The 19607-nt window shown below is 71.2% G+C and carries 15 protein-coding genes; 4 read left to right on the top strand and 11 right to left on the bottom strand.

Annotated elements, in window-relative coordinates; genetic code table 11:
• Positions 1–10 precede the first annotated feature (10 nt).
• Together FLP23_RS04375 and FLP23_RS04370 are read right to left on the bottom strand one after the other, a co-directional pair.
• Positions 11–1819 (bottom strand): ABC transporter ATP-binding protein, encoded by a 1809-nt coding sequence (locus FLP23_RS04375; RefSeq protein WP_149324737.1) that lies wholly within the window; start codon positions 1817–1819, stop codon positions 11–13.
• Positions 1816–3630, bottom strand: a complete 1815-nt coding sequence (locus FLP23_RS04370; RefSeq protein WP_149324736.1) for an ABC transporter ATP-binding protein — start codon at positions 3628–3630, stop codon at positions 1816–1818. Before FLP23_RS04370 ends, FLP23_RS04375 begins: the two co-directional genes overlap by 4 nt.
• Positions 3631–3764: 134 nt before the next feature.
• Here FLP23_RS04370 and FLP23_RS04365 point away from each other — a divergent pair, with 134 nt between their 5' ends.
• Entirely contained in the window at positions 3765–5165 is a 1401-nt protein-coding gene (locus tag FLP23_RS04365) for an NCS2 family permease (protein WP_246140056.1), read from the top strand.
• A gap of 149 nt (positions 5166–5314) precedes the next feature.
• On the opposite strand, the gene purH is transcribed toward FLP23_RS04365, so the two are convergent.
• The 6 genes from purH to sucC all read right to left on the bottom strand — a co-directional run bounded on the left by purH (position 5315) and on the right by sucC (position 12505).
• Positions 5315–6901: a bifunctional phosphoribosylaminoimidazolecarboxamide formyltransferase/IMP cyclohydrolase gene (purH, locus tag FLP23_RS04360; RefSeq protein WP_149324734.1), complete on the bottom strand. Its 1587-nt coding sequence runs from the start codon at positions 6899–6901 to the stop codon at positions 5315–5317.
• Positions 6898–7485 carry a phosphoribosylglycinamide formyltransferase gene (gene purN, locus FLP23_RS04355; RefSeq protein ID WP_149324733.1) on the bottom strand — a complete coding sequence of 196 codons (588 nt, stop codon included), beginning with the start codon at positions 7483–7485 and terminating at the stop codon, positions 6898–6900. The genes purH and purN overlap by 4 nt, the downstream gene beginning before the upstream one ends.
• Positions 7486–7494: 9 nt before the next feature.
• Positions 7495–8745, bottom strand: a complete 1251-nt coding sequence (locus FLP23_RS04350) for a cell division protein PerM (protein ID WP_149324732.1) — start codon at positions 8743–8745, stop codon at positions 7495–7497.
• Positions 8746–8761: 16 nt separating this feature from the next.
• A complete protein-coding gene (locus FLP23_RS04345) occupies positions 8762–10321 on the bottom strand; it encodes an alpha/beta hydrolase (protein WP_149324731.1) in 1560 nt (519 codons plus the stop codon).
• Positions 10322–10438: 117 nt separating this feature from the next.
• The gene (sucD, locus tag FLP23_RS04340) at positions 10439–11329 is read right to left on the bottom strand and encodes a succinate--CoA ligase subunit alpha (protein WP_149324730.1); all 891 of its coding nucleotides are present in this window, start codon (positions 11327–11329) and stop codon (positions 10439–10441) included.
• A 12-nt stretch (positions 11330–11341) separates the two neighbouring features.
• The gene (gene sucC / locus FLP23_RS04335; protein WP_149324729.1) at positions 11342–12505 is read right to left on the bottom strand and encodes an ADP-forming succinate--CoA ligase subunit beta; all 1164 of its coding nucleotides are present in this window, start codon (positions 12503–12505) and stop codon (positions 11342–11344) included.
• 114 nt (positions 12506–12619) lie between these two features.
• Between sucC and FLP23_RS04330 the strand changes: the two genes are divergently transcribed.
• Complete coding sequence (locus FLP23_RS04330; protein ID WP_149324728.1) at positions 12620–13345, top strand: oxygenase MpaB family protein; 726 nt, start codon at positions 12620–12622, stop codon at positions 13343–13345.
• A gap of 83 nt (positions 13346–13428) precedes the next feature.
• On the top strand, positions 13429–14706 hold the full coding sequence (locus tag FLP23_RS04325) for an MFS transporter (RefSeq protein ID WP_149324727.1): 1278 nt from the start codon (positions 13429–13431) through the stop codon (positions 14704–14706).
• Between the two features lies 1 nt (position 14707).
• On the opposite strand, the gene FLP23_RS04320 is transcribed toward FLP23_RS04325, so the two are convergent.
• Both FLP23_RS04320 and FLP23_RS04315 read right to left on the bottom strand, forming a co-directional pair.
• Positions 14708–17143, bottom strand: coding sequence for an ATP-dependent helicase (locus tag FLP23_RS04320; protein ID WP_149324726.1), 2436 nt, complete (start codon positions 17141–17143; stop codon positions 14708–14710).
• A 127-nt stretch (positions 17144–17270) separates the two neighbouring features.
• The gene (locus FLP23_RS04315) at positions 17271–18260 is read right to left on the bottom strand and encodes a glycerophosphodiester phosphodiesterase family protein (protein WP_149324725.1); all 990 of its coding nucleotides are present in this window, start codon (positions 18258–18260) and stop codon (positions 17271–17273) included.
• Positions 18261–18307: 47 nt separating this feature from the next.
• Here FLP23_RS04315 and FLP23_RS04310 point away from each other — a divergent pair, with 47 nt between their 5' ends.
• A complete protein-coding gene (locus FLP23_RS04310; RefSeq protein WP_149324724.1) occupies positions 18308–18817 on the top strand; it encodes a hypothetical protein in 510 nt (169 codons plus the stop codon).
• 27 nt (positions 18818–18844) lie between these two features.
• Here FLP23_RS04310 and FLP23_RS04305 read toward each other — a convergent pair whose 3' ends face one another.
• Complete coding sequence (locus FLP23_RS04305) at positions 18845–19513, bottom strand: hypothetical protein (RefSeq protein WP_149324723.1); 669 nt, start codon at positions 19511–19513, stop codon at positions 18845–18847.
• Between the last annotated feature and the right edge of the window lie 94 nt (positions 19514–19607).

Below are 19607 nucleotides of genomic sequence, written 5' to 3'. Positions count from 1 at the left end.
CCTCGATCGGCTAGACCAGCGAGTCGCGCCAGGCGGCGTGCAGGGCGGCGAAGCGGCCCGTGCCGCCGATGAGCTCGTCCGGTGCACCGTCCTCGACGATGCGGCCCCGTTCCATCACGAGCACCCGGTCGGCGATCGCCACGGTCGACAGCCGGTGCGCGATGACGATCGCGGTGCGGTCGGCGAGCAGGGTGGTCAGGCCGTGCTGCACGAGCCGCTCACTCGGGATGTCGAGCGACGCCGTCGCCTCGTCGAGGATGAGCACGGCCGGGTCGGCGAGGAAGGCGCGCGCGAAGGACAGCAGCTGCCGCTGGCCCGCGGAGACGCGGCCGCCGCGCTTGTTGACGTCGGTGTCGTAGCCATCGGGCAGCGCCGTGATGAACTCGTGCGCCCCGACCGCGCGCGCCGCCGCCTCGATCTCGGCCCGCTCGGCGGCGGGCTTCCCGAGCGCGATGTTCTCGGCGACCGAGCCCGAGAACAGGTACGCCTCCTGGGTGACCATGACGATCGCGCGCCGCAGGTCCTTCGGGTGCAGTTTCCGCAGATCCACGCCGTCGAGGCTCACCGTCCCGGTCGAGGGATCGTAGAACCGGGAGACGAGCTTCGCGAGCGTCGTCTTGCCGGCGCCCGTCGAGCCGACGAGCGCGACCGTCTGCCCCGCGGGGATGTGCAGCTCGAAATCGGGCAGCACCACGCGGTCGTCGCGGTAGGCGAAGCGCACCCCGTCGAAGTCGATGGCGCCCCGCGCCTGCCGCAGCTCGATCGGCCGGGTCGGATCGGGCACGCTCGGGGTCTCCTCCAGCACGCCCGAGATCTTCTCGAGCGCCGCGGCGGCCGACTGGTACGAGTTGTAGAACTGCGCCATCTCCTCCATGGGGTCGAAGAAGCGCCGGGTGTACATGAGCGCGGCGAGCAGCACGCCGACGGCGAGCGCGCCACCCGCCACCCGCAGGCCGCCGACGAGCAGCACCGCGGCCACGGTCACATTGCCGATGATCACGAGACTCGGGTCGAAGATCCCGAACACCCCGATCGCCTTCGCGTTGGCCGCACGGTAGTTCTCGACGTGCTCCCCGAACTCGCGCTGGTTGCGCTGCTCGGCACGGAACGCCTTGACGGCGCGGATGCCCGTCATCGTCTCGACGAACTTCACGATCAGCCGGGCCGAATGCACCCGCGTCGCCCGGAAGGCGCGCTGCGAGGTGGCCTGGAACCACCAGGTGAGCAGCGCCAGGATCGGCAGGGATGCGGCGATCACCGCCGCGCTGAGCGGGTCGATGATGACGAGCGCGATCGCGATGAACACCATGTACAGCACGCCGCGGATGAGGCCCTGGATGCCCGAATCGAGAAGCTCGCGGATCGAATCGAGGTCGTTCGTCTGGCGCGCGATGATCCGCCCCGAGGTGTAGCTCTCGTGGAACTCGAGGCTCAAGCGCTGGGCGTGCCGGTAGATGCGGCCGCGCAGATCGTAGAGGAACGCCTGACTGATGCGCGCCGACAGCATCGTGTAGTGCCACATGAGCACGGCGCCCACGACGGCGGCCGCGAGGTACAGCAGCACGACGATCGCGAGCGGCAGGGCATCCGCGCGCTCGACGATCGCCGGGAGGCCCGTGTCGATGCCGATGGCGATGAGCGCGGGGCCCGCGGTCTGCAGGCCGGTGCTGATCGCGACGATGACCATCGCCACGATCACCCTGCCGCGCAGCGGGCGCAGCAGCGAGCCGAGCAGCCGCGAGGAGCGCTGCCGGATCACGCGGCTCTCGGCGCGCGAATAGTCCTGGCGATCCTCGCCCTCGACGCCGGCGAGCGTCATGCCGTCACCTCCTCGGTGGCGCGGTCCTCGTCGAGCGAGGAGATCACGAATCGGTAGTGCTCGTTGCGGGCGAGCAGTTCGGAGTGGCGGCCGACATCCGTGATGCGGCCGTTCTCGAGCAGCGCGACGCGGTCGGCGAGCATGACGGTCGACGGGCGGTGGGCGACGACGAGCGCCGTCGTGTCGGCGAGCACCCGCCGCAGGCCCGCCTCCACCCGCGCCTCCGTGTCGACGTCGAGCGCCGAGAGCGGATCGTCGAGCACGAGGACCGACGGCCGGGCCGCCACCGCACGCGCGAGCGCGATGCGCTGCCGCTGCCCACCGGAGAGACTCAGCCCCTCCTCGCCGATCGTCGTGTCGGCGCCCTGCGGGAGGGCGGCGACGAAGTCCGCCTGGGCGATGTCGAGGGCCTCCGCGAGCACCGCATCCGCCTCGGCCGAGGCGAGGTCGAGCTCCGGACGCCCGAGCAGCACGTTCTCGCGCACCGATGCGGAGAACAGCGTGGCCTCCTCGAACGCCATGGCGATGCGGGCGCGCAGCTCCTCGCGGGTCAGCTCGCGCACATCCACGCCGTCGAGGCGCACGGCGCCCTCGCTCACGTCGTAGAGGCGCGTGGTGAGCGCCGTGAGGGTGGTCTTGCCGGACCCGGTGAGGCCGACGAGCGCCATCGTCTCACCGGGTTCGATCTCGAGCACGATGTCGTCGAGAAGGTCGGGCACGCCGGGCAGCGCGTCCTGGTAGCGGAAGTGCACGTGGTCGAACACGAGCCGCCCCCGCGGCTGCGCGATGGTCGCGGGGTGCTCGGGGTCGCGGATGAGGTCGGGCTCGTCAAGCACCTCGTACAGCCGCTCCACCGCGGTGCGCGTCTCGAAGGTCATCGACAGCAGCCAGCCGATCGACTCGATGGGCCAGCGCAGCACGGCGGCCGCCGCGAAGAACGCGATGAGCGCACCCACGGTCAGTTCGCCGGATGCGGCGAGCAGCACGCCGCCGAACAGCGACAGCGCGAAGGCGACGTCCGGGATGAGCAGCAGCCACAGCCACAGCTGGGCGATCGCCCGCGCCTTCTCGAGTTCGGTGCCGCGCAGCTCCTCGGCCTGCCGCAGAAAGCGCTCCAGACTGTGCCCGCCGCGTCCGAAGGCCTTCAGCACGCGGATGCCGTGCACCGACTCCTCGACGGCGGTCGCGAGGTCGCCCTGCTGATCCTGCGCGCGCCGCGACACGATCGAGAAGCGACGTTCGAAGCGGTAGCTCACGAACCACATCGGGAGCGACGCGATGAGGAACAGCAGCCCCAGCTGCCACGACCACACGAACAGGATCCCGAAACCGATGATGATCACCAGCACGTTTCCCACCAGCAGGATCGCTCCGAAGGCGAGCCACCGGCGGATGGTGCCGAGGTCGCCCATGGCGCGCGAGAGCAGCTGGCCGCTCTGCCAGCGATCGTGGAAGGCGACCGGCAGATCCTGCAGCTTCGCGTACAGGCTGCCGCGCATGCCCGCCTCGATGTGCGTCGAGGGGGTGAGCACGAGCCAGCGGCGAACCATGATGAGCCCGCCCTCGGCGACGCCGAGCGCGAGCACGACGCCCGCGGCGGGCCACAGCTGGGAGGTGTCGCCGGAGGCGAGCGGACCGTCGATGATCCACTGCAGCACGACGGGCACGCTGAGCGAGACGATCACGAGCGCGACGTAGACGAACAGGCTCGTGACGACGCGGCCGAGGTACGGACGCACGAACGGCAGGATGCGCGCGAGCGTCCGCACGGTACCGCGCGGAGGGGCCGGGGTGGGGGAACGGTCAGACATGAGCAGCCTGCCAGACTATGTCGCGACTCCTCGGGGTGCAAGCCGGGTCGACAGTGCGCGGTTCACTACACTCGGCCCCGGGGCACCCGCAACGACGCGGACGCCTGTCCGGTACCACCACTACGGAGCACCACGTGACCGCACCCGTGACCGACCGACCCGCATCCGGGCTCGACCGCTTCTTCCACATCCGCGAACGCGGATCCACCATCGGCACCGAGATCCGAGGGGGCCTCGTCACCTTCGTGACGATGGCCTACATCGTGATCCTCAACCCGATCATCCTGGCCACCCCCGACGTCGACGGGAACACCCTGTCGAGTTCGGCCGTCGCGGCGAGCACCGCGCTCACCGCGGGCGTCATGACGATCCTGTTCGGCGTCATCACCCGGCTGCCCTTCGCCTTCGCGGCGGGGCTCGGCATCAACGCCTTCGTCGCCTTCACGATGGTCGGGGAGGTCAGCTGGCCGGAGGCGATGGCGCTCGTCGTCATCAACGGTCTCATCATCGTGCTGCTCGCCGCGACCGGGCTGCGCAAGCTCATCTTCGACGCCGTGCCGGTGCAGCTGAAGCTCGCCATCACCGTCGGCATCGGCCTGTTCATCGCCTTCATCGGCTTCGTGAACGCGGGCTTCGTCACCGCCACAGGCAACGCCTCGCCGCCGGTCGACCTGGGCATCGGCGGGTCGGTGGCCTCGCTGCCGACGCTGGTCTTCGTGATCACGCTGCTGCTCGGGGGCGTGCTCATCGCGCTCAAGGTGCGCGGCGCGATCCTCATCGCCCTCGTCGCCGGAACGCTGCTCGCCGCGCTCGCGAACCTCATCTGGCCGTTCGGGCTCGACTTCGGCTTCCAGAACGGCGTCCTGAGCCTGCCGGATCTGAGCCTCGTGGGCGCGATCGACTTCGGCTTCGACGTGGGCAAGGTGGGCGCCGTCGCGCTCGTCATGTTCGTCTTCACGCTCGTGTTCTCGAACTTCTTCGACGCGATGGGCACCATGACCGGGCTCGCCAAGGAGGCGGGTCTCGCGGATGCCAAGGGCGACTTCCCGCGGATCAAGTCGGCGCTCATCGTCGAGGGCGTGGGCGCGGTCATCGGCGGCAGCACCTCGTCGTCGTCGGCGACCGTGTTCATCGAGTCCGGGTCGGGCATCGGCGAGGGCGCACGCACGGGCTTCGCGAGCGTGGTCACCGGCGTCCTGTTCCTGCTGGCGATGTTCATCACGCCCATCACCTCGCTCGTGCCGGGTGCCGTCGCCGCGGCCGCACTGGTGCTCGTCGGGGCGATGATGCTGTCGCAGATCCGTCACATCGACTTCGGCGACTTCCGGGTGCTGCTGCCGGTGTTCCTCACCGCGACGGTGATGCCGCTGACCTACTCGATCGCGAACGGCATCGGCGCCGGTTTCGTGAGCTGGGTGGTCGTGAACGCGCTGAGCGGCAAGGCCAAGACCATCCATCCGCTGCTGTGGGTGGTGGCCGTCGGATTCGTCATCTACTTCGCACGCGGCCCCATCGAAGCGCTGCTGGGCGGCTGACCCCGGCTGAGTGATTCCGCAACTCAGGAGTCGAAGCGGAAGCGGGCGCGTCGCCACCGCTTCCGCGGGTTTCTCCTGAGTTGCGGAATCGCGGCGGGGGCGGACGGCGCACACGGGAGGCGCCGCGGGTGATCGCGGCGCAAGCGAAATCAGTGGAAGAAGTGCCGCTCGCCCGTGAGGTAGAGGGTCACGCCGTACTCCTCGCACGCCGCGATCACATCCGCGTCGCGGATGGAGCCGCCCGGCTGCACGATCGCCGTCACCCCGGCCTCGAGCAGGATGCGCGGTCCGTCGTCGAAGGGGAAGAACGCGTCGGACGCCGCGACGCTGCCGCGCGCCCGGTCGCCCGCCCGCTCGACGGCGAGCTTGCAGGAGTCGACGCGGTTCACCTGGCCCATGCCGACGCCGACAGATGCGCCTCCCGAGGCGAGCAGGATGGCGTTCGACTTGACGGCGCGCACGGCCCGCCAGGCGAACTCGAGGTCGGCGAGGGTCTCGTCCGAGGCGGGCGCGCCGGCGGCGAGCTTCCACTGCAGGGCGGGGGTGAAGTGGTCGTCGGCCTGCTGCAGCAGCTGGCCGCCGGAGATCTGCCGCAACTCGATCCCGGAGCGGTCGTAGCCCTCGGGCAGCTTCAGCAGGCGCAGGTTCTTCTTGCCGGCGAGCACCTCGAGGGCGCCCTCCTCGAAGTCGGGGGCCACGACCACCTCGGTGAAGATGGGCGAGATCGACTCGGCCGCCTCGCGGGTGAGGGGGCGGTTGACCGCGATCACCCCGCCGTAGGCCGACACCGGGTCGCAGGCGTGCGCGAGGGCGTGCGCCTCGGCGATCGTGGCGGCGGTGGCGATGCCGCACGGGTTGGCGTGCTTGATGATGGCGACCGCGGGTCCGTGGTGGTCGTACGCGGCACGCAGCGCGGCATCCGCGTCGACGTAGTTGTTGTACGACATCTCCTTGCCCTGCAGCTGCGTCGCCTGGGCGATGCCGCGACCGTGCGGCGAGCGGTAGAGGGCGGCGCGCTGGTGGGAGTTCTCCCCGTAGCGCAGCACCTCGCCGCGGTTCCAGCTGCCCCCCACCCAGCCGGGGAAGCCGGAGCCCTCATCGTCGGGGGCGACGACGGAGCCCATCCAGCTGGCCACCGCGATGTCGTAGCCGGCGGTGTGACGGAACGCCTCGACGGCGAGCTCGCGGCGCTCGAGGAGGCTCGTGCCGCCGGCCGCGAGCGCATCGACGATGTCGCCGTAGCGGGCGGGCGAGACGACGACCGCGACGTTGGCGTGGTTCTTCGCGGAGGCGCGCACCATGGCGGGCCCGCCGATGTCGATCTGCTCGATCACGGCATCCGCCTCGGCGCCCGAGGCGACCGTCTCGGCGAAGGGGTAGAGGTTGACGACGACGAGCTCGAAAGGCTCGATGCCGAACTGCGCGAGCTCGGCCTCGTGGCTCTCGAGGCGCAGGTCGGCGAGCAGTCCGGAGTGCACCTTCGGGTGCAGGGTGCGCACGCGGCCGTCGAGGTGCTCGGGGAACCCGGTGAGCTCGCCGATCTGGGTGACCGGGAGACCCGCATCCGCGATGGCCTTCGAGGTGCCTCCCGTGGAGACGATCTCGACGCCCGCACCGACGAGCGCGGTGGCGAGCTCGACGAGCCCGGTCTTGTCGGACACCGCGATGAGGGCGCGGCGGATGGGCACCCGATCGCGCTCGCGGTAGAGGCCGGCGTCGATCGAGTGGGAGGTCATGCGAAGTCCTTGAGGTCGATGTCGTTGTTGGCGAGGTCGAGCACGGTCTGGATGAGCAGTTCGCGCTCGAGGAGCTTGATGCGCTCGTGGAGGGTGGCCTCGGTGTCGCCCGGCTCGATCGGCACGCGGCGCTGGTGCAGGATCGGGCCGGAGTCGACGCCGTTGTCGACGATGATGACGCTCGCGCCCGTCTCGGCCACCCCCGCCGCGAGCGCGTCGCGCACGCCGTGGGCGCCCGGGAACTCGGGCAGGTACGCGGGATGCGTGTTGATGATCGCCGGAGCGTACGCCTCCACGACCTGGGCGGGCAGCAGCTTCATGAGACCCGACAGCACCACGACGTCCGGCTCCCACTCGCGCAGTTGCGCGAGCAGGGCATCCCCCCACGCCTCGCGGCTCGGGTAGGAGGTGAAGGGCACGACGAAGCTCGGGATGCCGAACTCCTCGGCGTGGGCGAGGCCGTCCGCTTGACGGTCGGCGCCGACGGCGACGACGCGGGCGGGGAACTCCGCATCCTCGGACGCCTGGAGGAGGGCGCGGAGGTTGGACCCGCCCCCGGAGATGAGGACGACCAGCCGGAGCACCGCCCCAGCCTACCGGTCGCTCGCCGCCCGCTCGCCCCCGCGATCCCGCCGCAGCCGGCCCGGCAGCGCGCCGGTGGCGAAGCCGAGGGCGATCCCGACCGCGAACTCGAGCGCGGCGGCGACCCCGACGGCGACCGGGTCGGGACCGAGCTGGCTGAACCGTCCCGGGCCGAGACCCCCCGCGGAGGCGGCGGCCAGCAGCCCCAGCAGGAGCCCGCCGAAGGCCGCGCCGCCCACGGTGGCGAGCGCGAACCAGCGGGCACGAGGCCCGTCGTCGAGCGCGCGGACGAGCGCGGGGCGCGCCGCCGCCGCCGCGAGCGCCCCCGCGATGATCGGCACGATGAGCCCCACGAAGCCGAACGCGAGATCCCCCGACGGCAGCGCCCCGAGCACCGGGACCGCCGGCAGCGGCCCGACCATCGTCCCAAGCGGCGAGACCTGGGAACCCACGCCGAGGGCGAAGCCCGGGCCCGCGAACCACGACGCCGCCCAGATCACGAGGTTCGGCGCGAACGCGAGCTGGCCTGCGGTCAGCACCGCGCCGCCCAGCACTTCGCCGTGCAGTGACTCGTAGAGCCGGATCACCTGCGCGTAGCCGGCGATGATGACGACCGTCGTGGCGATCGCACTCGCGAGCAGCAGCAGGGCGACCGAGGCGGTGCCCGCCCGGAGCGCGGCGACGATGCCGGCCCGGACGCGCGGGTTCCAGTCGGCGATCCAATCGCGCAGCGAGCTGCCGTTGGCATCCGGTCCGCGTTCGGCGCCCGCCCGCAGCACCCCGAGCAGCAGACCCGCACCGAAGATCGCGGCGGGCAGCAGGGTGCCCTGCACGAGCGAGGGACGCGCGTCGGCATGGACGGCGGAGAAGCTCACGGCGAACGACACCGCCGCGAACACGAGGAACGCCGTCGACTCGCCCAGCAGCCGGTGCCCCGTCTCGGCGACGCGCGCGCCGGCGCGCACCCCGAGCAGGAGCGTCAGCAGGGCGAACCCGAGGGCCGCGATCGTGACGAGCACGACGGTCCCGGCGGGTGCCCCGATGGCGGCCGCCGTCGCCTCGTCGAGCGTGAAGCGCACGTCGACGCCGTGGCCGATGAGCCAGATGTCGACCGACGCGCGCCAGAAACCCACCCAGTCGGGAGCGAAGCCGAACTGCGCGGCCCACAGGATGGTGGCCGGCAGCAGCGGGATCGCGACCCCGATCGCCGCCACCAGCAGCGCCTCGAACGCCGAGAACAGCAGGGTGATACGGCGGCTCACCGCACCTCGCCCGCTGTCAGCACTGCGGATCCGCGGAGGGGACGGTGCCCGAGACGAGGTAGGCGTCGACCGTGTCGTCGATGCACGAGACGCCCTGCGCGTAGATCGTGTGCCCCTCGCCGCGGTAGGTCACGAGGAAGCCGCTCGAGAGCTGCTGCGACAACGACTGCGCGTTCGCGTAGGGCGTGGCGGGGTCGTTCGTCGTTCCGATCACCATGATCGGGGCGGCGCCCACGGCGTCGAACGCCGTCGGCAGCGTCGCCACCGGCACCGGCCAGTTCGAGCAGACCACGTCGAGCACCGCGTAGTCGTCGTAGGCGGCGTAGCGGCCCAGGATGGGTGCCGCCGCGTCGATCTTCGCGAGCCCGTCGAGCGTCGAGACGCCGTCGGTGGCGAGGTCGCCCTCGTCGCAGGTGACCGCGGTGTAGATGTCCATCGAATTGTCCGGGTAGCTGCCGTCCGCGGAACGCGAGTTGTAGGCGTCGGCGTAGCGGAACACCGTGTCGGCGTCGCCCTTGCGCAGCTGCTCGAACAGGTGCGACAGCTCGGGCCAGTAGCTCTCCGAGTACAGGGTGAAGATGATGCCGGTCGCGACACTCGCCGAATCGAGCACGCGGCCGTCGGCGGCGGTGAAGTGCCGCGCATCGACCGTGTCGAGCATCTGCCGCACGGTCTTCAGCGCCGCGTCGACACCCCCGGCGAACGGGCATCCCGAGCCGTCCAGGCACCAGGTCATATAGGCCCTGAGCGCCGAATCGAATCCGGCCATCTGGGTGGCGAGTCCGTCGAGGTCGCCCACCGAGGGATCGACGGCGCCGTCGAGCACCATCCGCCCCACCTTCTCCGGGAACAGCTCGGCGTACATCGTGCCGAGGTAGGTGCCGTAGGAGTAGCCCAGGTAGTGCAGCTTCGTGTCACCGAGCACCGCCCGGATCACATCCATGTCGCGCGCGACCGATCCGGCATCCAGATGCCCCAGCAGCGCGCCCGTGTTCTGCTCGCACGCGGCCGCCCAGGCCTTCTCCCGCGCGGTGAGCTCGTCGAGCCAGCCCTGGGTGCCGTACGGCTCGTCGTAGGTGCCGTAGAGGTACTCGTCCTGCTCGGCGGAGTCGGTGTAGCAGACCACCGGGCTCGAGTGGTTGACACCGCGGGGGTCGAAGCCGATCACGTCGTAGTTGTCGAGCACCGCGGGCGTGACGATGTAGTCGACGGAGTCGTGCACGAAGTCGTAGCCGGAGCCGCCCGGACCGCCCGGGTTGATGAGCAGCGAACCGATCGGGGTGCCCTTCGCCTTGTGGCGGGCGATCGCGATCGTGATCGTGTCGCCGCCCGGCGCGCTCCAGTCGACCGGCACCGTCACCTCGGTGCAGTCGATACCGGACGCCCCGCAGCTGGACCAGTCGAGCTCCTGCGTGTAGAACTCCGCCAGCTCGGCGTCGACGTCCTCCCCCGTGGGACCGGGGCGCTCCGAGCCGCCGCCCGTTCCTCCCCCGATGAACGGCAGCGGCAGACACCCGGTGAGCAGCAGCGCGGCGGCGAGCACCGCGGCGGTCGCGCGGATGCGGCGGGAGATCATGGCACCAGCCTACGGTCCGGATCGTGCCGGAAAAGCAGGCTCAACCGCAGCTTTCACGGCACAGACGAGCGCAAAGCGGCAATCGGGCCTGCTCGAGCAACACGGCGGCGCCGAGACTCAGGCGGAGGCGAGCACCTCGCGCAGCAGGGCGGCGGTCTCCGACGGCGTCTTGCCGACCTTGACACCGGCGGCCTCGAGGGCCTCCTTCTTCGCCTGGGCGGTGCCCGAGGAACCCGAGACGATCGCGCCCGCGTGGCCCATCGTCTTGCCCTCGGGGGCGGTGAAGCCCGCGACGTAGCCGACGACCGGCTTCGTGACGTTCGCCTTGATGAAGTCGGCCGCGCGCTCCTCCGCGTCGCCGCCGATCTCGCCGATCATGACGATCGCCTTCGTCTCGGGGTCGGCCTGGAACGCGGCGAGCGCGTCGATGTGGGTGGTACCCACGATGGGGTCGCCGCCGATGCCGATCGCGGTCGAGAAGCCGAGGTCGCGCAGCTCGTACATCATCTGGTAGGTCAGGGTGCCCGACTTCGAGACGAGCCCGACCGGCCCCTTGCCGGTGATCGTCGCCGGGGTGATGCCGACGAGCGACTCGCCCGGGGTGATGATGCCGGGGCAGTTCGGCCCGATGATGCGGGTCTTGTTGCCCTTCGCCTTCGCGTAGGCCCACGCCTCGGCGGTGTCCTGCACGGGCACGCCCTCGGTGATGACGACGAGCAGCGGGATCTCGGCGTCGATCGCCTCGATCATGGCGTCCTTCGTGAAGGCCGGCGGCACGAAGGCGATCGAGACATCCGCCCCCGTCTTCTCGATGGCCTCGGCGACCGTGCCGAACACCGGCAGGCTCACGCCGCCGTCGTGCTCGACCGTGGTGCCCGCCTTGCGGGCGTTGACGCCGCCCACGACCTGGGTGCCCGCCTTCAGCATGAGGGCGGTGTGCTTGGTGCCCTCGCCGCCGGTGATGCCCTGGACGATGACCTTGGAGTCCTTGTTGAGGAAGATCGACATTTCTCTGATTCCTTAAGCGTGAGCCAGTTCAGCAGCCTTGTCGGCGCCGGAGTCCATGGAGGTGGCGATGGTGACGAGCGGGTGGTTCGCGGCCGCGAGGATCGCGCGGCCCTCCTCCACCTGGTTGCCGTCGAGGCGCACGACGAGCGGCTTGGTGGCCGACGGCCCCAGGATCTCGAGGGCCTTCACGATGCCGTTCGCGACGGCCACGCACGAGGTGATGCCGCCGAAGACGTTCACGAACACGCTCTTGACCTGCTCGTCGCCGAGAATGACGTCGAGGCCCGCGGCCATGACCTCGGCGGACGCGCCGCCGCCGATGTCGAGGAAGTTGGCGGGCTTCACGCCGCCATGGTTCTCGCCGGCGTAGGCGACGACATCCAGGGTGCTCATCACGAGGCCCGCGCCGTTGCCGATGATGCCGACCTCGCCGTCGAGCTTCACGTAGTTGAGGTCGAACGCCTTCGCCTTCGCCTCGAGCGGGTCGGCGGCCGACTTGTCTTCGAGCCCCTCGTGCTCGGGGTGGCGGAATCCGGCGTTCTCGTCGAGCGAGACCTTGCCGTCGAGGGCGACGATGTCGCCGGCGCCGGTGAGCACGAGCGGGTTCACCTCGACGAGGGTCGCGTCCTCGCCCGTGTAGACCTCGTAGAGCTTCACGAGCACGGGGGCGACCTTGTCGACCAGCTCGGCCGGGAACTTCGCGGCGACCGCGATCTCCTTCGCCTTCTCGAGCGAGATGCCGTCGATCGGATCCACCTCGACGCGGGCGAGCGCCTCGGGGCGCTCCTCGGCGAGGATCTCGATCTCCATGCCTCCCTCGTAGGAGGCGAGGCTCAGGTAGGAGCGGTTGGCCCGGTCGAGCAGCACCGAGAAGTAGTACTCCTGCGCGATGTCGGCACCCGCCGCCACCATGAGGCGCTTCACGACGTGGCCCTTGATGTCCAGGCCCAGGATCGCCTCGGCTGCGGCCTCGGCATCCGCCGGGGTCTTCGCGACCTTCACGCCGCCCGCCTTGCCGCGGCCGCCGGTCTTCACCTGCGCCTTGACGACGGTCACGCCGCCCAGCTTCTCGGCCGCGGCGCGCGCCTCGGCGGGGGTGTCGGCGACGATGCCGGCGAGCACGGGGACCCCGTACTTCTCGAACACGTCGCGGGCCTGGTACTCGTAGAGATCCACGCTGTCGCTTCTTCCAGTGCGTCGGGGTGTGAGGGCCGGGGTGTCTCGATGCCGAGATAGTTCGATGTCGAGAGAAATCGGCCAGGAAGAACTCTACCCGCAGAGAATGGACGGGTGCGCACCGCGGAGGACTACCTCGCCGAGGGATCCCTCGTGCTCGGCGGCGGGGCCGCGCTGCTGCTGCAGCTCGCGCATCCGACCGTGGCCCACGCGGTGGCGGCGCACAGCGGATTCGCGCGCGACCCGATGCGGCGGCTGCGTCACACCCTCGGCTACGTGTACGCGATCGGGCTCGGCACACCCGAGGTGGGCGAGGCCGCGGCGGCGGCCGTCGACCGGGCGCACACCGGCATTCCCGGGGCGATGGACGCGGAGCCGCAGCTCTGGGTCGCGGCCACCCTGCACGGCGTGGGGATGCAGGTGCACGAGCTGCTGTTCGCGCCGCTCCCGGACGCCGTGGCCGACGAGGTGTACCTCGTGTCGGGACGGCTCGGCACGAGTCTGCAGGTGCCGCCGGCGCTGTGGCCCGCCGATCGCACCGCCTTCGCCGTGTACTGGGAGCGGATGCTGCCGAAGCTCGCGGTAGGCGAGGAGGCCCGCGCGGTGGCGCGCGGCATCCTGCACCCCGCCCGCGGCACCGTGCCGGCCTGGGTGCGCGTGGCGCTGCCGCTCGGGCGCACGGTGACCGTGGCGCTGCTGCCGGATCCGATCCGCGACGCCTACGGCTTTCCCCGGCACCCCCGCCGCGAGCGCGCGGCCCTGCGCCTCGTGCGCGCCCTCGCCCGCCTGACCCCTCGCCGCATCCGGCGCCTGCCCTCGGGCCTGCTGCTCCCCCGCTGAGTCCCCGAAAGTACGCGCTTTTCGCTCGCGGGGGCGCCTTCGAGGCAGAAAAGTGCGTACTTTCGCGGAGATAGGGTCGAGCGGTGAGATTCGCAGCGCTACGCGCGCCCTGGTACAAGGGCTACCTCGCCGGAGGATCGCTCATGATGGGCGCCGACCACGTCGAGCACGCCATCACCTACTTCGTCATGTGGCAGCTGTTCGAGTCGCCCGTGCTCGCCGGTTTCGCGGTCATCAGCCACTGGTTGCCGCAACTGCTGTTCGCGATCCCGTTCGGCGCCCTCGCCGACCGCTTCGACTGCCGCCGCCTCATCCAGCTCGGCGCCGCGTGCTTCATGGTCGCCTCCGTGGGCTGGGCGGTGCTCATTGGCACCGGAACCCTGCAGCCGTGGCACTGCGTCATCCTGCTGCTGCTGCACGGCCTCGCCGGCACCTTCTGGGGTCCCGCCGACCAGCTCATGCTCTACGACATCGTCGGCCCGAAAGACCTGCCGAGCGCCGTGCGCCTCATGGCCACCGGCCTCAACCTCGGGATGCTCGTCGGGCCCGCGATCGGCGCCGCGCTGCTGTTCACCGTCGGTCCGGCCTGGGGCATGGCCGTCAACGTGCTGCTCTACCTGCCGTTCGTGATCTACCTGCTGTTCGTGCCCTACACCGGACACAGCCGGCAGGAGGGCGAACGCCGTCCGCCGCTGCAGCTGCGCGACGTGCTCGGCGTGCTCCGGGAAGTGCCCGCCCACCCGCCGATCCTCGTCGTGATGCTGCTGCAGGCCTTCGTGGGCCTCTTCATCGGCTCGGCCCTGCTGCCGCTGCTGCCCGAGTTCGGCGAGCTGCTGGGCCTGGACGAGTCGGGCCTCGCCTACGGGATGCTGCTCGTCGCGATGGCGACCGGCGCCGTGGTCGGCGGCATCGGCCTGGAGGCGATCGGCCGCGTGAAGGTGAGCGCGCGGCTCGCCATCTCGGCCACCATCGTCTTCGCGCTGGCCGTCGTCACCTTCTCGTTCTCGCAGAGCTTCGGCCTCAGCCTCGCGGTGCTGTTCGTGGCCGGGATGGCGAACCTGATCTCCTCCTCCTCCTCGCAGGCGGTCGTCCAGCTCGAGGCCCCCGCCGATCGTCGCGGCCGCTTCCTCGGCGCCTACGCGATGGCGAGCAACGGATCGCGGGTCGGCGCGGGCATCCTCATCGGCGCGCTCGGCGCCTGGCTCGGGGTCACCTGGGCGGTCGGCATCGACGCGGCCCTGCTGTTCCTCGCGGCGAGCGCCCTGCTGCTCGTGGTGCTCACCGTGCGCCGGCGCCGGATGGACACCGCCGCGGTCGCGGTCGTCGCGCCGGGCGAGCCCGAGGCGATCAGCGAGAACTGAGCTAGAGCTTCTCGATCGGGGCGATCTTGATGAGCAGCCGCTTGCGGCCCGCCGTGTCGAACTGCACCTCGGCCACCGCCTTCGGGGCCTGACCGGTGACGGCGACGACGCGGCCCTCGCCGAAATCGGCGTGCCGGATGCGGTCGCCCGACGCGAGCGTCAGATCGCCGTTGTCGCGCACGGTGTTGGTGACGGCCGAGGTCCATTCGCGCTTCTCGCGCGCGGCGGAAGGGCCGGGCGGCAGTGAGGTGCTGTAGCTGAAGGTCGGGCGACGAGCTCCGTCCCGACGGCCGGGGCGGCCGTCGGCGCTGGCGTCGCGGCGACGACCCGAGAGGTTCGTCGCTCTGAGCTCCAGCGCGCCGGGCGACTGCCGCCAGTCGATGAGCTCCGGCGGCACCTCCTGCAGGAAGCGACTCGGGAGGGCGACGGCGGTGTCGCCGAACTGCGAGCGGGTCATCGCGAGCGACAGGTAGAGCCGCTTCTTGGCGCGCGTGATGCCCACGTAGAACAGGCGGCGCTCCTCCGCGATGCCGCCCACCTCGCCGGCCGAGATGCGGTGCGGCAGCAGCTCCTCCTCGATCCCGGTGAGGAACACGGTGTCGTACTCGAGGCCCTTCGCCGTGTGGAGCGTCATGAGCGTCACGGTGCCGGAGGCGTCGTCGATGTCGTCGGCGGCCGCCACGAGCGCCACCTCGGTGAGGAAGTCGATGAGCCGCCCGTCGGGGTTGCGCTTCGTGAACTCCTTCGTGAACGACAGCAGCTCCTCCACGTTCTCGGCCCGCACCTCGTCCTGCGGATCGCGCGTGGCCCGCAGGGCCTCGACGTAGCCGGTGCGCACGAGCAGCTCGGTGAGCACCTCGGCGGGAGGCGAGGTGGGCACCATCGCCTCCACCTCGTCGAGGATCACCCCGAGGTCGAGGATCGCCTTCGTCACCTTCGGCCCGAGACCCAGCTGCCCGGCATCCCGCAGCGTCTCACGCAACGGCGTGCCGATGCGGTCGGCGTGCGCCTGCAGGGCCGCCTCGGTGGCCGGCCCGATGCCGCGCTTGGGGGTGTTCATGATGCGGCGCAGTGCCAGATCGTCGGCGGGGTTCGCGACCTGGATGAGGTACGCCATGGCGTCCTTGATCTCGGCGCGCTCGTAGAACTTGGTGCCCCCGGCGATGCGGTACGGGATCGCGGAGCGGATGAGGATGTCCTCCAGGGCGCGGGTCTGCGAGTTGACCCGCACGAAAACCGCCATGTCCTTGTACGCGGCCCCCGCCTCGTGGAGCGCCTGGATCTCGTCGGCCACGAACTGCGCCTCGTCGTAGGCGGTGTAGCCCGTGAAGCCGGTGATCTTCTCCCCCGCGCCGACCGTCGTGAACAGCTTCTTCTCCTGGCGGTCGAAGTTGTTCGCGATGACGGCGTTGGCGGCGTCGAGGATGTTCTGCGTGGAACGGTAGTTCTGCTCCAGCAGGATCACCCGGGTCTCGGGGAAGTCGCGCTCGAACTCGACGATGTTGCGGATGTCGGCGCCGCGGAAGGCGTAGATCGACTGGTCGGAGTCGCCCACCACGGTGAGCGAGGCGCCCGGGATGCCGCCCGTGGCGTCCACCCGCGTGCGGGTGTCGGCGGGCACATGCTGGGGCAGGATCGGCCGGGTGAGCTCGCGGATGAGCGCGTACTGGGCGTGGTTGGTGTCCTGATACTCGTCGACGAGCACGTGCCGGAAGCGGCGCTGGTAGAGCGCGGCCACCTCGGGGAAGGCGCGGAACAGGTGCACCGTCTCGGCGATGAGGTCGTCGAAGTCGAGGGCGTTGGCGCGCCGCAGCCCGTCGGTGTAGCGGCGGAACACCTCGAGGAAGGCGACGTCGGCCGGGTCGTCGGCGTTCACCCCGCGGGCGTAGCTGTCGACGTCGCCGAGCTCGTTCTTGAGCTTGGAGATCTTGCCCGCCACGCTCGGCACGGTGAGGCCGAGGGTGTCGACCTCGAGCTCCTTGATGATGCGCTTGAGGAGCGCCCGCGAGTCGGCGGCGTCGTAGATGGTGAACGCGGTCTTCAGCCCCATCGCCTCCGCCTGGCGCCGCAGGATGCGCACGCACGCGGAGTGGAAGGTCGAGATCCACATGCCGTCGGCCGCCCCGCCGACGAGCTGCTGCACCCGCTCGCGCATCTCGGCGGCCGCCTTGTTGGTGAAGGTGATCGCGAGGATCTGGCTCGGCCACGCCTCGCGCGTCTGGATGAGACTCGCGATGCGCCGGGTGAGCACGCTCGTCTTGCCCGAGCCGGCGCCCGCGACGATGAGCAGCGCGGGACCCCGGTGCAGCACCGCCTCGCGCTGCTGCGGGTTGAGCCCGGCGAGCAGCGCCTCGTCGACGGCGGGCGTGTGACTCGCGGCTCCGGGCAGCCCGGCATCCCCGGGATCGGTGTCGAATCCGTCGAGAAGGAAGGTCATGGCCGCCCCAGTCTAGGTCGCACCCCCGATGCCCTTCGCGGGTCATGGCGCGGCTGGAGCTACGACCCGGCGGCGGGAGGCGTTTCCCCCGCCACGAGGTCACGGCTCCAGCCGCGCCATGGCGCGCTCAGCGCTCGTCGCGGGCGGCGATGGCGAGATCGGGATGGTCGGCGAAGACGCCGTCGACACCCGTGGCCAGGATCGCATCGAACTCGGCGCGCCAGTCGCCCCACTCGCGCGGTCCGGCCGCGCTGCGGTTCGGCTTGGTGAGGAACCTGTTCTCCGGCCGCAGCGTCCAGGTGAACACCTCGAGGCCGAGACGGTGGGCGCGATCGACGAGCTCGACCCCGGCGCGGGCGTCGGGTTTCAGGAGGCGCCCCTTGTCGACGCTGATGCCGTCGACCCGCGTCGCGAGATCCGCGAGGCCCTCGTCGCCCAGTTGCGTGCTGTAGTCGGGGGCGGATGCTCCGAACCGGAGCATGAGGTCGGGTGCGGTGCCGGAGTCCTCGAGCAGGTACACGTACCGCGCGTCGAGGCCGTGCTGCCGCACCTCGCCCAGCACCGTCTCCTCGAAGCTCTCCACCACGAGCGGGCCCGGGAAGCGCGCGAGCGCCTCGGCGACCCGCCCCGCGAGCGGCAGCCCGATCGCCTCGAAGTACACGGCGTGCTTGATCTCGGCCACGAGCCCGAGCGGTCGGCCGTGCCGCGCGGAGGCGTCGGCGATGAGCTCGAGCAGCTCGTCGAGCCGCAGTATCGGGTAGCGCCCGTCGAAGGTGGCCGAGCCGGGTCGCTGCGCCGGCAGCCGCTCGGTCGCCCGCAGCGTCGAGAGCTCGTCCCAGGTGAAGTCCTCGGTGAACCAGCCGGTCATCGTGACCGGTCCGAACGACTTGGTGGTGCGGCGATCGGCGAACTCGGGATGCCGGGCCACATCGGTCGTGCCCGAGATCTCGTTCTCGTGCCGGATCACGAGCACGCCGTCGCGGGTGGCGACGATATCGGGCTCCACGGCGTCCGCACCGAGCGCGAACGCGAGCTCGTAGGCCGCGCGGGTGTGCTCGGGCCGGTACCCGCTCGCCCCGCGATGCCCGATCACCCAGGGCCGGGGCTGCGTGGTCACCCTGCCACGATATCCGGCCACCCCCGGTGTCGATACGCTGGCGACTCATGGCCCCCGTTTCCGCCCCGACGCCGTGGCGGGAACCCACCGCCGCGCTGCCGTTGCGCTGGGGCGACGCCGCCACCCGCTGGTGGTCGGGGGTCTGGCTCGCCGGCGGCGGAGGCCTGGCGATCGCCGGCTCCAACACCTACGCGCTCTGGGTGCTCGCCATCGGGGTGGCGGCCCACCTGATCGGCTGGTGCATCCTGCCGTCCGCCGGATGGCGTCGCGCCGTGGCGGTGGCCCCCTCACTGCTGGCGATGTTTCTGCTGCTGTCGGGTCCGCGCTTCGTGATCGTGCTGGCGATCCCCTACCTGTGCTGGCTGCTCGTGCGACACCGGCCGGCGCTCGCCGCCCTCACGGTGGTCCCGGTGGTCGTGGCGGCGCTGCTCGTGGGGGATGCGACGGCGGACGACCCGCGGCGGATGCTGTCGGCGCTCGCTGTGGTGGTGGCGGTCATGGTGGCGAGCGCCTGGCTCGCGCGGCTCATCGCCATGCGGCTCGCACGGCGTCGCTGAACGATCGCGGGGCGCGAGCGGACCCCGTCAGGCGCGGGCGAGGGCGCGGAGCCGACGGGCGTGGAGTCCCGCGACGAGGTCGTCGATGCGCTCCTCGTCGGGCGCGAAGAGACCGCCGAGGCCGGCGCCGACGATCGCGAGCGGCAGCTCGACCGCGGCACCGTGGCACATCGCATGCACCGTGATGCCGGCTGCCGCGCGCCCCCACCGGGTGTGGGCGGTGCGGCGGATGTCGTCGACCGACTCCCAGGGGATGCGGGCGAGCCGCGCGGGGTGCTCGGCGGCGCCGCCCCAGAGCTCGAGCCCCGTGTCGTCGGCGAGCAGGGTGATGCCGAGCGGAACACGGGGGGACTCCGCGTCGAGCGCCGGGGCGACGGACAGCATCCCCCGCACCCGCATCGCACGCACGACGAGAGCGCCGGGTCGCGCACGTTCGAGCTCGCTCGCCCGCAGTGCCGTGCGGGTGGCCCAGATCATCGAGATCGAGAACGCCACGAGCACGGCCCCCGTGACGATGGCGGCGAGCATCAGGAAGTCGGCCGTGCTCGCCAGGCTGAGTCCCCGGCGGAACGCGAAGGCGCCGACGAGCACGAGGGCGCCGAGGAACCCGAGGAACAGCGGTGTCGGGGCACTACGCCCCGTGTCGCGAGCGAGAAGGGGCAGCTGCTGGGTCTCCTCGACCGCTTCTCGACGCATGCCTCGACGGTAGGAGCCCGGGCGAAGGGCGGCAATCCCCTGAAGGGGGAACCCCCGGACGGGGACGGACGACCCGGTCGGTGCCTTCCGTGCC

Origin of the sequence: Protaetiibacter larvae, assembly GCF_008365275.1 — a bacterium.
Taxonomy (GTDB): Bacteria; Actinomycetota; Actinomycetes; order Actinomycetales; family Microbacteriaceae; genus Homoserinibacter; species Homoserinibacter larvae.
Note: the sequence above shows the minus strand (reverse complement) of the source record. Positions and strands in the feature narration are given on the sequence as shown.

What these genes read in the sequence shown, in the direction of transcription:
- FLP23_RS04305 (WP_149324723.1), bottom strand. Translation starts at nt 19,513, where the DNA reads ATGCGTCGAGAAGCGGTCGAGGAGACCCAGCAGCTGCCCCTTCTCGCT.
- FLP23_RS04375 (WP_149324737.1), bottom strand. Translation starts at nt 1,819, where the DNA reads ATGACGCTCGCCGGCGTCGAGGGCGAGGATCGCCAGGACTATTCGCGC.
- FLP23_RS04345 (WP_149324731.1), bottom strand. Translation starts at nt 10,321, where the DNA reads ATGATCTCCCGCCGCATCCGCGCGACCGCCGCGGTGCTCGCCGCCGCG.
- FLP23_RS04320 (WP_149324726.1), bottom strand. Translation starts at nt 17,143, where the DNA reads ATGACCTTCCTTCTCGACGGATTCGACACCGATCCCGGGGATGCCGGG.
- FLP23_RS04310 (WP_149324724.1), top strand. Translation starts at nt 18,308, where the DNA reads ATGGCCCCCGTTTCCGCCCCGACGCCGTGGCGGGAACCCACCGCCGCG.
- sucD (WP_149324730.1), bottom strand. Translation starts at nt 11,329, where the DNA reads ATGTCGATCTTCCTCAACAAGGACTCCAAGGTCATCGTCCAGGGCATC.
- FLP23_RS04370 (WP_149324736.1), bottom strand. Translation starts at nt 3,630, where the DNA reads ATGTCTGACCGTTCCCCCACCCCGGCCCCTCCGCGCGGTACCGTGCGG.
- purH (WP_149324734.1), bottom strand. Translation starts at nt 6,901, where the DNA reads ATGACCTCCCACTCGATCGACGCCGGCCTCTACCGCGAGCGCGATCGG.